Annotated in this window: 12 protein-coding genes; all 12 read right to left on the minus strand. The window is 39.0% G+C overall.

All coding sequences use genetic code 11. The features are described from left to right. The 12 genes from LZ575_RS14695 to LZ575_RS14750 all read right to left on the minus strand — a co-directional run bounded on the left by LZ575_RS14695 (window position 1) and on the right by LZ575_RS14750 (window position 14,278). Complete coding sequence (locus LZ575_RS14695; RefSeq protein ID WP_235325200.1) at window positions 1-765, minus strand: creatininase family protein; 765 nt, start codon at window positions 763-765, stop codon at window positions 1-3. Beyond that, a complete protein-coding gene (locus tag LZ575_RS14700) occupies window positions 765-2,048 on the minus strand; it encodes a sugar MFS transporter (RefSeq protein ID WP_235325201.1) in 1,284 nt (427 codons plus the stop codon). Before LZ575_RS14700 ends, LZ575_RS14695 begins: the two co-directional genes overlap by 1 nt. A 16-nt stretch (window positions 2,049-2,064) precedes the next feature. After that, complete coding sequence (locus tag LZ575_RS14705; RefSeq protein ID WP_235325202.1) at window positions 2,065-2,925, minus strand: ROK family protein; 861 nt, start codon at window positions 2,923-2,925, stop codon at window positions 2,065-2,067. 462 nt (window positions 2,926-3,387) lie between these two features. Next, entirely contained in the window at window positions 3,388-4,437 is a 1,050-nt protein-coding gene (locus LZ575_RS14710) for a Gfo/Idh/MocA family oxidoreductase (protein WP_235325203.1), read from the minus strand. Window positions 4,438-4,564: 127 nt separating this feature from the next. Then, window positions 4,565-6,166, minus strand: a complete 1,602-nt coding sequence (locus tag LZ575_RS14715; protein ID WP_235325204.1) for a M81 family metallopeptidase — start codon at window positions 6,164-6,166, stop codon at window positions 4,565-4,567. A 109-nt stretch (window positions 6,167-6,275) separates the two neighbouring features. Beyond that, window positions 6,276-6,929, minus strand: a complete 654-nt coding sequence (locus tag LZ575_RS14720; protein ID WP_235325205.1) for a DUF1080 domain-containing protein — start codon at window positions 6,927-6,929, stop codon at window positions 6,276-6,278. 217 nt (window positions 6,930-7,146) lie between these two features. Further along, window positions 7,147-7,992: an endonuclease/exonuclease/phosphatase family protein gene (locus tag LZ575_RS14725; protein ID WP_235325206.1), complete on the minus strand. Its 846-nt coding sequence runs from the start codon at window positions 7,990-7,992 to the stop codon at window positions 7,147-7,149. Between the two features lie 30 nt (window positions 7,993-8,022). After that, window positions 8,023-8,754: a PQQ-binding-like beta-propeller repeat protein gene (locus LZ575_RS14730; protein ID WP_235325207.1), complete on the minus strand. Its 732-nt coding sequence runs from the start codon at window positions 8,752-8,754 to the stop codon at window positions 8,023-8,025. After that, window positions 8,723-9,520, minus strand: coding sequence for a PKD domain-containing protein (locus LZ575_RS14735; protein ID WP_235325208.1), 798 nt, complete (start codon window positions 9,518-9,520; stop codon window positions 8,723-8,725). The genes LZ575_RS14730 and LZ575_RS14735 overlap by 32 nt, the downstream gene beginning before the upstream one ends. A gap of 210 nt (window positions 9,521-9,730) precedes the next feature. Next, entirely contained in the window at window positions 9,731-10,786 is a 1,056-nt protein-coding gene (locus LZ575_RS14740; RefSeq protein ID WP_235325210.1) for a RagB/SusD family nutrient uptake outer membrane protein, read from the minus strand. 56 nt (window positions 10,787-10,842) lie between these two features. After that, a complete protein-coding gene (locus tag LZ575_RS14745; RefSeq protein ID WP_235325211.1) occupies window positions 10,843-11,334 on the minus strand; it encodes a RagB/SusD family nutrient uptake outer membrane protein in 492 nt (163 codons plus the stop codon). Between the two features lie 22 nt (window positions 11,335-11,356). After that, window positions 11,357-14,278 carry a SusC/RagA family TonB-linked outer membrane protein gene (locus LZ575_RS14750; protein ID WP_235325212.1) on the minus strand — a complete coding sequence of 974 codons (2,922 nt, stop codon included), beginning with the start codon at window positions 14,276-14,278 and terminating at the stop codon, window positions 11,357-11,359. Window positions 14,279-14,476: the final 198 nt, after the last annotated feature.

Here is a 14,476-nt window from a genome sequence, read left to right on the forward strand (position 1 = left end):
CTATTCCTCGTAACGCTGTTGTATATCTATCCCTGCTACTTCTGTAAAAAGCCCCGCAAGTTTCTCGCTTACGGCATTAAAAAACTTTTCGCCTTTTTCTTTAGTGGCTTTTTTAGGATTTCCAATTCCGGTATCTTCTGATACCATATTCCATTTACGTTCAGACCAGGCCCATCCTTCTTTGATCCCAGTGATCCTGGACTTTTTCTCCTCTCCGCTTCCTGCCTTTTCTAATCCCGATACAAGATCTGGCCGCAAGTGCAGCATGAGGCTGGTTTCCATTTCATCGGCGTGATCTCCGGATTCTTCAAAAAATTGGTTCCTATCTACCGTCTGAAAAAAGCTAGTGGTAACAAATAATATTTTGGGAAACCTCGCTCCCACTTCTCTTAGCAAGGCCTTAAAATTATTTCCCCCGTGACCGTTTAACAATATAAGTTTATAAATGCCGTGATTGTTTAAAACCTCTGCAATATCGTTAAGAATTGCCAATTGTGTAGACGGATATAAATTAATGCACAGATCGATATCTGTTTGCCCTGTATTTACACCAAAAGGTATATTGGGCAAAATTATAACTTTAGCTCCATTTTCCCAGGCTTGTTTTCCCGCCTCTGTAGCAAATGCCTCTATTTGAAAATTGTCTGTAGCATAAGGCAGATGATAGTTATGTGCCTCTGTAGCTCCCCACGGCAGGACGGCTACTTCTGCTTTATTCTTTTTTACTTCGCTCCAGTTGGATTCGGCTAAAATATATGGTCGCATTAATTTCTTATTTTATAACCTTTGATTGAATAATATAAAATGAACAGGTAGCAAGGAACCATAATCCAATATGCATCCCGGGGATTCCACTCTTCAGCCAGTGCTCCATACATTAGTGGAACGATGGCTCCCCCCGCGATTCCCATTACCAACAAAGAAGATGCTGCCTTAGTAAATTTACCTACATCTGCAAGTACTAAAGGCCAGATTGCAGGCCACATAAGAGCGTTTGCTAAACCTAACAAAGCTATAAATACAAGAGAAACATATCCTTCTGTAAAAATGGCTATTATAGAAAACACAACACCTAAAATGGCTGAAACCCTTAGCGCATTCTCCTGCTTAATGAACTTCGGAATTGAAAATATTCCTATTATATAACCTATCACCATAGCAACCATAGTTCCGGTTGCAAAGAATTTAGCCGTTGTAAGAGGTATTCCCTGAGATGAGCCATAACTTATAATACTATCTCCGGCGATTACCTCAACTCCCACGTAAAGAAAAAGTGTAAAGACACCAAGCATTACATGCGGAAACTGGAAAACACTTGTTTTTCCGGCCGCATAAGAAGTTGTCACTTCCTCTTCCTCTTCTTCATCAACCTCCGGAAGGCTTGACTTATACACCCAAAGCCCAAGCAACAATAGCACCACCACAATTCCTATATATGGTGGAATAACCCTTAGCGCCATTTCATCCAGTTCAGCATTTCTAAGTGCAGGTGAAAGATCTGCTAATTCTGCCTGAAGTTGATCTGCTTTATCTAATTGCAGGAAAAAACCAATAAGAATTGGAGCAATAGCACCTGCAAGTTTATTACAAATACCCATAATACTTATACGCTTTGCAGCACTCTCTGCAGGACCAACTATTGTAATATAAGGATTAGACGCCGTTTGTAGAATTGCTAAACCGCTTCCCATTATAAATAGCCCTATTAAGAATATTATATAAGTCCTGCTCATCGCAGCTGGAATAAATAGTAAAGCACCTATTGCCATGACTCCCAGGGCTACAGACATTCCTTTCTTAAATCCAAAGTAGTTAAGGGTACGGGTTGAAACCGGAGCCATTACAACATAAGCGATGTAAAAAGCAAAAGTGACAAAAAATGATTGAAATTTTGTTAATTCACAAGCTATCTCCAGGTAAGGAATTAGTAAGGAATTTAACCAGGTGACAAATCCAAAAATAAAGAATAGCGCTCCTATAATGATAATTGCGCGATTGGTATTTGAAGGCGATGCTTTAGGTTGTTCTGAATTGGCTACAATTGACATAGTAATTGGTATAAGTTTAAAATTTAGGTGATTTTTCTTCTGAAAGAATTAGGGCGGCTGATCCAAGAATAGAAATATTGGGAATATTGGAATGCATAATCTTTAATTGATCCCGCACCTTTTTAAAAGGAAAGCTACTAACAGTTTCAACAAGAGGTTCTTCAAAAAACCTGAAGGAATTACTTACCGAACCTCCCAGTAATATTGCCTGAGGAGAGAGAACGTAGAGAATTAACTTTAAAGCTTCTCCCAAATGTTCTCCAAATTCCTGAAAAATCTTTAAAGCCCCCTCATCATTTTTTAAAGCTAAATTGTATACTTCATTACCTGTAGTACCATGTATATCACGGAAAAATTTTCCACTACAATACTCTTCTATAGTTTTATCACGATAAGGGATATTTCCCAGTTCCCCTGCACTTGAAAAAGCACCGGAATAAAGTTTGTGGTCTATAATAATCCCTGTACCAAATCCCGAACCCAAAGTTATACCCACGAGATTTTCGTATGGTCTTCCCTTTCCAAAAATCTTCTCACCCATTACAAAGACGTTGGCATCGTTGGTGATTTTTACAGGCTTTTGAAAATGATCCTCAAGATAATCCTTTAAATGTACTTCTTTCCAGGAGGGTATATTTTCAAGATCGTATATAATTCCTTTTTTGCTATCTACTAATCCAGGAACACCTATACCTATACCTTCTATCCCGGGTTCACTTATTTCTTCAATTTTTTGAACAAGAGTAGACATTATTTCTTCCTTTGAACCTCCGGCCGTCGTGGAAAATTTTAATTCCCTAACCACCGTTGAGTCCTGTACAAGACCAATGTGTATTTTTGTTGCACCTATGTCAATTCCTACTATTTTGGAGCCCATGAAAGCTGCATTTTTTTAATTATTAATTATAAACTTTATTTAAAAATCCTTTTTCAGGATTATACTTCTTGTTTGTTTCACCTTTTCCTAAAGCACTTAAGAAAGGATAATAGTAGTTTAATTACTGCCCTATTATGCAATCAATTCTTTCTACTTCTGAAGATCCTTAGACATAAGATAAACCAAAACTTTAAAATTAATTCCGGTCCTTCTTGGAAAACAATCAGTTACTAAACTTTTGTAAAAATTTTACTTATCGCGTCTCAATTTAGGAAAAAACTTATATTAACTGTCATTTCTTAAAAAATTTAACAGCGTAAAATTTGTCCTTCCCTCACATTTAATATTTTATCTTTTGACGAATTTCAGATTAATGAAAATTCCTAATATTTAAAAGTTCCAGGCCAACAATTGTAAAGGCTATAGATTTAGTTTTTTCTTATCGATGGAACTAATGCTTCTTTAGTCTGCAAAAGGAATTATCCTTTTTTCGGCATGGCTCTTCATTGCCAGTTCAATAACTTTAACCACAGCTTTAGCCTGTTCACCTGTTATTTCCAGATCTTCCTTACCAAGGATCGCATCATAAAGGTTCTGATATACTTTTTTATAATTTCCCCTTTCACTTTTTATCATTTCCGTTCCAGCCACAGTGGTTAACTTACCCCAAGAATCTTTAGGTTCTTCACCCCACTGCAAAACATTCTGAGGTTTTTCACCTCTTTTTAAAGCCTCCTCCTGCACATCATATCCTGATTTTAAAAAAGTACCATCGGTTCCGTATAGGGTGAATACAGGACCTTTTTCTCTTACCAGCATTCCGGCCTTCAGAGTAACTTTTAATCCTGAATAAAAAAGTATTAGCTCAAAATTATCTACCACTTGTGCCTCATCCCGCTGTATTTGAAGACTGGCAAAAACCTCCAGGGGATGTCCAAATAACAAAAGTGCCTGATCGATAAGATGGCTTCCAAGATCATAAAGAAGCCCATTTCCTGCATTTTCCTTTTCCTGCTTCCAACCCGTTTTAATTTCCTTCCGGAACCTGTCCAGATGCGCTTCATATTCAACAAGCCTTCCCAGTCTTTTTTGTTCAAGAAGCTTTTTGACAGTTAGGAAATCACTTGCCCAACGCCTATTGTGATTTACAGTAAGAAGTTTGTTGTGGCTTTTGGAGAGGTCTATTAGATATTCAGCGTCCTGAGATGACGTGGCAAGAGGTTTTTCAACGATCACATGTTTACCCGCTTTTAATGCTCTTGCTGCATAATCTGTATGAGTGTGATTTGGCGTTGCAATCACCACCAGTCCAATAGACGAATCCTCCAGAATTTCCTTATAATCGGTTAAAATTATAGCCTTAGGAAAATCTGTTTCGGCATTTTTTACATTGTCAGGTGTTGATGTCAAAATTTTTTTGATATCAAAGCCTTCTATACTGGAAATGATTGGAGCATTAAAAAATCTAGCGCCAGAACCAAATCCCACAAGTGCCACATTTACTGTTTTCATTTACGATCGTGGAGTAAATAGCGTTTTATATATTTCCATAAATTTTCTCATTAAATCCTTTACTATCAGGATTAAAAATTTTATCTGTTGTAGATCTTCAAAAGAATATTGTAAATCTTTATGAGCTCTAATTTTCCGGAATATATTCTTCTGAGGAAGGAATTAATTTGGCGGTTAAGTCAGGACTTTTCATTTTTTTATCTAAGGGAAACATAGGCCTGTTAATCCTATTATATTCAAGACTTTCCAGATCCTGGTCTACACCACCAGGAGTAAGTGCCATGATCCAATCTGCTCTCATATCATAAAGCTCAGGTACTAAATAGCCCATTTTAACTACAATAATATCTGTTAATTTAGGATCAAGATTTAATTTATCGAAATTTGTATTACGATTTCGATCCTTAGTTACAATTACCCTGATGCTACCCACTCTTACTACTACTGCCCTGTCATTAATAGATTCCACTGTACCTTTTAATCTTACCGGGGGTGCAAAGCGGGAATCAATTAAAGCTCCCACATATCCATCTACTTTTGCACCAACCCCTGCCGCAGTGGCTTTTGCTGCCAGTTCCGGTCCAGGTATAGATGCATAAATTAAAGAAGGTCCATTATTAGATTGAAATTCAGGACGTTCTAAAATTTCCTTCAAGGTCCAGGTAACATCTCCAGCTCCTCCAGCAGTAGGGTTATCGCCCGAGTCACTAATGAAGAAGGGGCGTTTATTACTTGCCAATGCTTTATCCAGACTTCCATGTAAAGAGTCTGTAGGGGCGACAAAATCAAATTTTGATCTTACTTCCCATAAACTATTCGCTAATTGTTCAGCTGTACTTTTGACTTTGCTCTTATCATCTCCCGTAACCATAACAACTGCACTATTTCTGGGTTCGTCTGCCCAGGCATATCCAATCCAGATAGCTGCATCAATAACCCCCTCCTGCGCAGTTGCGTCAGGAAGTTTTGCATACAAACTTTTGGCAGGTTCTACACGGGTACTCGTTTTTTCCCCCGGCAGTAATATTGGAACAGGTATCCAAGCTTTGTACGCAGGTTTTCCTTTTCCACTTTCTATACGGGAAAGGAGATTCTCCACCGCTCGTTCCTTGGTCTCATACCGATCCTCATGAGGTGCCATTCTAAAGCAGGTGAGCAAATCGCTGTTGTAAGCCAGGCGCCAGGAAACATTTCCGTGTAAATCCATAGAGGTTGAAATAATAGTTTCTTTTCCCACTACTTCCCGAATCCTGGCAATAAAATCACCTTCAGGATCATCTAAACCTACCACACTCATAGCACCATGTAAATCAAAATAGAGACCATCATAAGGCGCATTTTTTTTAAGCAATTCGAGGGTTTGCTCCACAAGGGATTCATAAGCTTTTCTTGTTACAGCACCTCCCGGAGATGCCATTGATACCATTGCCGGAAACCACTCTGCCCGTTTACGAAATGCATCTTTACTCATAAAAGGGTAGGATTCCATAACATCTTCCCCTTTCCTTACCCTAAAAGCATCCTCTTCAGCAAGTGCCGGAGAAAAAGTACTGGATTCTGTTCCAATACCTGCAATGGCAATTCTTGGGGCTCCTTTCCTTGAAGAAAGATCTTCCCGATTCTCTTGTGCAGCAGGAACTATCGGTGATCTCTGTTTTTGAGCGAAAATGAGGAAAGATGAATACATCACCAGGCTAAAAAAAATCGTAAGGAAAATTGCCTTTTTCATATGTAATGTTGCTATATGTTAATTTACTGGATGGGGAAGCGTGGTTATTTGCAAACTAAAAATCATATAAACCTCCTATACCCTGGTACAGGAGGAGTTTTCCTAATCACTAATTATTTTCTTCTATTTCGCGGATTTTAATATTCTTCCAACGAACCTTTATTCCGCCACCACTGTGGATTTGCAAAGCAATGGAACCCTCAGCCGCACCAATTTTTTCATCTTTCAATTCCACCATCTTTTCCCCGTTCAACCAGGTTGTTACACTATCTCCAACAGCTCTAATTTTTAGGTGATTCCACTTTCCTGGTTTTAGTATATCCTCCTTTTCATCAGGGATTTGTACCAGCCATTCCCTGCCATAAGATTCATATATTCCTCCTGTATCATTACCGGGAGGCGCTACTTCTACCTGCCAGCCAGACACCTTTGTACCGTCTACAGATGATCGAATAAAAACTCCACTATTCCCATCTGCTTCCTGTTTAAAATCCAGATCTAATTCAAAGTCTTTAAAAGATTGCTTTGTGGCAAGATATCCATATTCCTTATCAGGACCACTTTCACAAATCAATTCCCCATCTTCTACATACCATTTCTCAGTGCCATGTACTGTCCAGTTTTCTAAATTCTCACCATTGAAAAGGTCAGTTTTCGAACTCTGCTGACTCTCTACAGCCGAAGATGCTTGCACTTCCTCCTTCTTATCTTTGCAGGCAACGATGGAAGCGAACAATAAAATACCTATAATTCCTTTTTTCATTTTTAAATATTTAAATATTAATTAATCATATGTGAATTCTAGAGGACTAAATAAGAAGAATGGTTCACCTGTACCCTAAATAGGTACAGGTGAAGCTTCTTCCTAAATCAAACAAGCCTATGGCTTTCCGGCAGTTTCTCACCAGCATTTCTTACAAACCATAAACAGTTACTATCATTTTTGTTAAGTACTAATTCATAATTGCAGAATAAATATGTTATTGTACAATTACCAGGTTGGAAACAATTGGAAAATGATCTGACGCATAATCTTGCTTTACAACGTGATGATTTTTCACTTTAAATTTTCCCGAGGCAGGATTGAAACCAATAAAGTCAATTGTCTTTACAGGATTATCTGTTGAGATGGTGAAGGGACAATCTGTACAGGTTAATCCAAAATCATTTGTAAAAATGTTCATCACCTCTGAATCCTGAACCGCGTTAAAATCCCCCGCTATAATAAAGGGTAGCTCTTCATCCTGGGCCAACTCGACTATTTTCTTAATTTGTAATAACCTGTTCGTTGGTTCTCTCTGGGCGTCCAAATGTGTACTGCCAAAGCGAATCGTATTACCTTTAGGAGTTACAATTTTAGCTGTGACAAGTACCCGGGGTTCACCATTGGTACCAGCCTGTGTGGGAAGCCTTTCCACCTTTTCCTCTGCTAAAGGAAACTTAGAAAGAATCGCCACTCCATATTCTCCTCCTTCATAGTCTATGGCCTTTCCAAAAAAATAGTTCATATTTAATAGACTGGCTATTTGCTCTGCCTGGTTGCCAGCTCCCGATCTTTCTGTGTTAAAGTCTACCTCCTGAAGAGCTACAAGATCTGGATCTTCATTGCGAATGGTTTCCACAATTGCATTAAGATCTATAAATTCCGGTTTAGAGGGAGGATTAGCGTGATGAATGTTATAAGCCATTACACGCAATTCTTCTCCAACTTTTTCCTGATTAGATCCGTCCATTTCTGAAGAATCTGCAGTAGATGATGAAGAGGAACAGGCAACAGCAAAAATAACTGCCATTCCGGCTACAATACCTTTTAAAAAATTTGCCAAAGCGATAGTTTAGATTATTAATATTTCTTTTTATTGAGCAACACCTGTATTCTTTACATTCTGCCCTTTCATAGGCCATGGGGAGACTGCAGGTCCACTATTCTCAACAACAATTTTATACAGCTTTATTTGTAACATCTCTGTAGCTTCAACGTACACGGTTCCATTTTCAGTAATAGTTGGAGAGTTCACAACGCTATCTCCAAGAGTCCAACTTTTTATTTGTTCACCCTCAGGATTAACCACAAAGAAATTTCCATTAGTGGCACCCACATAGATGTACCCATTTACATCAACTGCAGGAACGCTTTCGGCAATCTCAGCCTCGAAAGTCCATTTAATCTCACCGCTTGATGGGTCAAGAGCCAAAAGTCCTCCTATTGAACCTACATATAAATCTCCTTCAGGCCCTATCACGACTCCTGAATTTGAAGCATCATTAACTGCTGTCTGCCATTTTACTGATCCTGTTCCACCCTCATCTGAAATTGCCACTACATGTGTCTTTGTAGTAAAGTAAATAGTTCCGTCAGTATCCATTGATAATGAGGATCCATGAACCCCTGCGTCCAATCCTACAGGTGATTCCCATTTTTCTGTACCATCTTCAGTATTAACTGCCCAGATCTTACCCTGGCTGGTATTGAGGAAGTAGACGGTACTTTCGTCTGAACTAATTACCGGAGAGGCATAAAAAGCACCAACACCTGTAATTTCCCAACGTTTTTCACTAGGTGGGGCTCCATGAGAAAACTCCTCCATTAGCACCCTGCGATCTTGAACCGTGATAAGTATTACCTTCAGAATCCACGGCAGCTGTATTATTAGAGACGTCAGTTCCAATTCCTCCGCTCCACATTATTGACCCGTCAGTTGCATCAATTTTGGAAATGGCTTGTTCATCAACCCAGGCGTTTATAAAAATGTTTCCGTCTGGTCCAATTGAAGGAGCGTTAGGAATATCTCCTCCCATGTAAGAAGATAGCCATTTTAACTCTGCTGTCTCTCCATTATCTTTAACAGCGACGATTTTACTTTCCAGACCTGCTCTGGATTGGGTATAATAAATAGTACCGTCATCACCAATAACGGGAGAACTTGAACCATCATTTATTCCAGAAATTTCAGAACCAGTAGTAAAATCCCAAACAATTCTTGATTCAAAAACATCTGTAGGTTGGGGAAGAACTGTTACTGTTTTGGTAACCTGATACTCATTTTGAGAAGCATCATTAATTGTGAGGACGACTTCATAGGTTCCGGAATTTTCAAATACGAAAGTGGGATCCATAACCGTAGAAGTCGTGGAGTTTTCATCTCCAAAATTCCAACTCCAGGAAGTGATCTCTCCCGATCCCGGTCTTGGCTCGGCATCAAAAACAATCTCATCACCTGCCAAAGGAGCAGATGGAGAATAATTAAAATCGGCACGGGCAGGCCAAAAAATTTCGGAGGAATCATCATTTTCGCATGCTGTCACACCTAAAAACAACAAAAGACCATATATTAATATTTTTCCTTTTTTCATTATAAAGAATTAGTTTTTATCTGGTTAATAAGATTATTTCCTGAATACTCTACCGAATATTTCTATTTCGCTAAGTCAATTCGACAAGCACGACATAATATTCAGGATTTTATCAATTAAAATTTGATTACCTATATATCCAGTCCCGGGATATTCCCTTACGGTTAGAACTATAGCATAATCGATTATTACAGATGGGTTTTTGTTAGTCTAATAGCCAGGATTTTGACTTAAACCCGGTTCTACCTTTAAATTACTTTCATGAAATGGCCATAAATACATATGAGGTTCAAAACGTCGTTCTTCTATAAATAAGGACTGTAATTCACCATTTACTTTTCTGGTGTGTCCAAGAGCAGGCTTGTTTAAAACATCTTCGGCAATTCTCCATCTTATTATATCATCATATCTCAAACCTTCCCCGGCAAATTCAATTCTTCTTTCATTCCATATTAGATCGATCCAATCCTGCTGGGAGTAGGAGGAGTAACGAGGCAGAGTAACATCAGCTTCGGTCATGTCCAAACCAGCTCTTTCCCTAATCAGGTTAATTGCATTCTTGGACAATTGATCTGGTTCCCCCATCATGATTTTTGCTTCAGCATAAGTTAAGAGAACCTCAGCGTATCTTAGTAAAGGAAAATTCATGTCACCACTACAAGCACCTCTAAAAGCATCAGCTTCATCTACGAACTTTTTCCACCAGTATCCCGAAGCACTGGCTCTTGTGTTTTCGTAAAACATTGGGCTATTAGGATTGTAAATATTAATGGTATCTTCATAGAAGATATCACCATGACCAATAATTGTAGCTTCAAATCTTGGATCACGGTTTAAATCGGGATTTAATACATATTCTTCTCTCGTATGGCGCGTATCTTCATCAATTTTATTTCCCTGCAGGGTCCAATACGAGTCCACCAGATTTTTTAAAGGAACTACGAATGATTCACCGGGACCTGTTCTATAATGTGGACCGAGATGGCTAAAGGAATAAGTACCCCCGGAATGGCTAGCCATATCCTGCCACATTATAAATTCATTATTACTATCTGTTCCTTCATACATGAACAAAGCTTCGTAATCTGGATATAAAGAGTAATTTCCACTGTCCATAATCTCCTTTGCAAGTCTTGCCGCCAATTCATAACGCTCATTGTAAAGAGCATATCTCATGGTCAAAGCTTTAAGAGAATATTTGTTGAACATGTAACGATCTGAGGTGTACTCCTCTTCGGGCAACCTGTTGGCAATTTCTTCAGCCAAAGGAAAAATAGTAGCCAGTATTTCCTCTTTAGGAGTGGTAGGTTGTGTCGCGTCGGCTAAATTTGCTTAGGTTCCAAATAAAAGGGAACATCGCCCCATTGAAAGGTCAGTTTAAAATAATGCCAGATTCGCAAGGCTTCCAGTATACTTTTATACTTTGTCCTAATCGCTTCATTCTCCACATAAGGTTGATCTACATTGGCAATAAAGGTGTTTAATCTTCCTAAATGTTTCATATGGAGATCCCAATAATACGCCATTCCCGGTGTACTGCTGTTTAAACGCCCATTTGCTATAGCCTGATGATGATCCCCCTCAATTCGGGAATAAGCATTATCAGACCTACCATCCAACATATAGAACAATGTCCTGCGGTTACCTGTATGAGTAAAAACATCTAAATAACTACTATACACTACCCGTCTCAAATCTTCTTCATCATTAAAAAACTCATCAAAAGAAGTAGCTGTAGGATCTGGCCTATCCAAAAAATCATCACAGCTCATTAGACTGAAGGAAATGAGGCAGATTATTATTATATTTTTCATGATTTTAGTTTTATAATTTTTATTAAAATAAAGTAGCTCTAAAGCCTAAGCTATAGCTAGCCATCCTTGGATATCCACCATTTCCACCATCTCTTTCCGGCTCCAGACCTTCCCAGTTACTAAAGGTGAAGGCATCCTGAGCATTGACATAAATATTAAGATTGTTTATTTGGGTACCAATACTGGGAATAGTGTAACCTAAGCGAAGGGTTTTGATCCTGAAAAATGAGGCATCACTTAACCAAACATCACTAAGCACTGCATTGGAACTATTACCTGTCCACATTCGCGGGAAGCGACTATTTGGTGTTTCCGGGGTCCAACGATTTGCAGCGTAATATTGCCGTGGGGTTCCTAAATTGTTGGCCGAACCATCCATTACTACAGGATATCCTTCTAATCCATTTAGCCTTCCTAACCTTTCTCCCACACCTTGACCAAGGAACCTAAACTCCCATCTTCTATAATTCATGGTAAGATTTATAGAATAATTCAAATGTGGAAAGGGATCTCCCAGGTTTACCCGGTCCTTATCGTTTATTATCCCATCTTCATTTTGATCTACATACTTAATATCACCCTGGCGGGTGTTTGGTAAACTTGCACTCGATTCTATCTCTTCCGCAGTCTGGAAAAAACCATCACTTTCATAGCCGTAAAAATTATCTATTCCAATTCCCTGATACCAAATTTTGTCGGTGTTATCTCTAAAAATAAGAGTATCAGATTTTGAATATCCGGCCTTTAGCACCTCATTTTGATTGTCAAACATCATTCCTCCTACTGTGTAAGAAAACTCACCTATTTGATCACTCCAGGTTGCGCCTACTTCCCAACCCCTATTCTCAACCTCTCCAATATTTACAGAAGTGGTTAAGTAATAAGATCCTGTTAATGGCGGTACCGGAAAGGCTCCATAAATTAGATCATAAGAACGTTTGTTATAGACATCAGCAGTAACACTTAGCTTATTATCCAGGATGCTGGCGTTAAGTCCTACGTTCCATTGCTCCTGCTTTTCCCAGCTGAATTGGGGATTAGGGACTCGCATGGTCCATCCCCAGGTATTTACAGACTCTTCCCACAAGTAGGGGTCCACATCTTCGTTTCCAATCAAACCAAAGGAGCCTCTCAACCTCAAACGGTTTATAACACCGCTCTCTACCATTCCAGACAAAAAGCCTTCATTATGAAGGTTCCAGCTCACTGCGCCGGAGGGAAAAAAGCCCCATTGATATCCGGGAGCAAACTTACTGCTTCCATCTTTTCGAACAGTGGCCTCAAGAATATATCGATTATCAAAGGAGTAGTTTAGTTTTCCAAAAAAAGAAGCTTTGGCTACCTCCCGGAAATCGGTATAATTGTAATTCATCATTTCTGCTCCTCCTACAAGGTAAATTCTGTCCTTACCATCTCTCAATCCACTTTCAAAATTAATAAGTCCACGGGCAGTAATTTGACTAGAACTCACACCTTGTTCAGCACCTACAGCATTCCCCCAAACATCTACTAGTCTACCGTCCCCATCAAAGAATCTAAAGGTCTCCCGTTCCCATTTGTTGGCAGACTTGTTTAGCAAGTAAGACACATTTCCCTGCACACTGAGTTTATCATTAATAGTGTAAGTTGGTCTAAGGTTAACAGTACTTCTGTCGTGTAAGGCGTTCCAATATCCTCCCTGATTCATCCTTGCTACAGGATTCAGGTTATTATGTAAAATATAATGATCCTCAATATCAGATTCATATGTAACTGCCTGAGTAGGGTTCATCCTCCAGGCCTCATTATACAAACCATGACCATTAGTGGCAGCCCAAAGGCGGTCCACCTGCAATTGGTGAGCATAGAAATCGGCTAATAATACAAAATCTTCACTTATTTGGATATTGGTATTAAAGCGGGCACTAAACTTTTGAGAGCCTTCGCCTTCATTAAGCCCGGCTTCTTCCATATAACCAACCATTAGATTAAAGGTACCTATACCACCACCACCTGATATACTTGCACTGGTGTTATGCGAGAAAGAGGTTCTTTGAGTTATTTCTTCTAACCAGTTTGTATTAGTATATTCTCCGCTTTGGGCCAGATTAATATCTTCCTGACTAAAAAGCAAGGTTTCGCCCTGTACATAACGGGCTTCATTATTGAGCCGCATATAATCAGCAGAATTTACAAAGTCCGGTAGATCTATGGGATCATTAACAGCAGCCCACGAATGAATATTGACATTGAATTCTCCTGCGCCTCCTCTTTTTGTTTCAATAATAATTACACCGTTCGCTCCCCTTGAGCCATACATAGAGGCAGAAGCAGCATCTTTTAAAACGGTTATACTTGCCACCTGATTTGGATCTACATCAGTTAAGGACTGCTCCATTCCATCTATAATAACAAGAGGAGAGGAATTTTGTAAGGTGGCTATTCCACGAATATTTATATCACCGGGAACTGATCCAGGTAAGTTACTCCCCTGTAACATTGTGACACCAGGGATGGTACCACTAAAAGCTTCCTGTAGCTTTGAAATTGGCCTTTGGTTTATTAGGTCCATATCAAGCTCTGCTACAGATGATGCTATATGTTCTCGTTGCACGGTATTGTAACCCACCAGAACTACTTCATCCAACTGAGCAGCCTGAGGCATTAGAGGTATGACAAATTCTTTTTGATCCCCCACCTCAATTTCGGCTGTTGCATAACCCATAAAGCTAATTTGAAGAACAGCTCCCCGGGTTACTCCAAGGATAAATTTTCCATCGAAGTCTGTAAGAGCCCCATTGGGCTTTCCTTTTTCTACAACTGTTGCTCCGGGAATAGGGACATCTGTCTCAGCATCCATTACTGTACCCTGAACAGTCGTCTGTTGTTGCTGGCCGTAGGTGGGAATGAGTGTAGAACAGGTTAATAAAATTAATAGTAATTTATTAGTAATTTTTTCCTTCATTCTTTCTGGGTTTTAGATTTAGTTAATATTAAAAAGATTAATTTTTATTGCATTTCCTGACTTTTTTAAAGTCTCAAATGCTTCCTTATTTATTTCTTTTTATAATTTTCCCACAGCTTCCACCCGACTAAAGGGGATTAAAACTTTACCTATTCATATTTTAAAAGATATTGTTCCCACAACCTGGTAATATATACT

Source organism: Antarcticibacterium sp. 1MA-6-2 (genome assembly GCF_021535135.1).
Taxonomy (GTDB): domain Bacteria; phylum Bacteroidota; class Bacteroidia; order Flavobacteriales; family Flavobacteriaceae; genus Gillisia.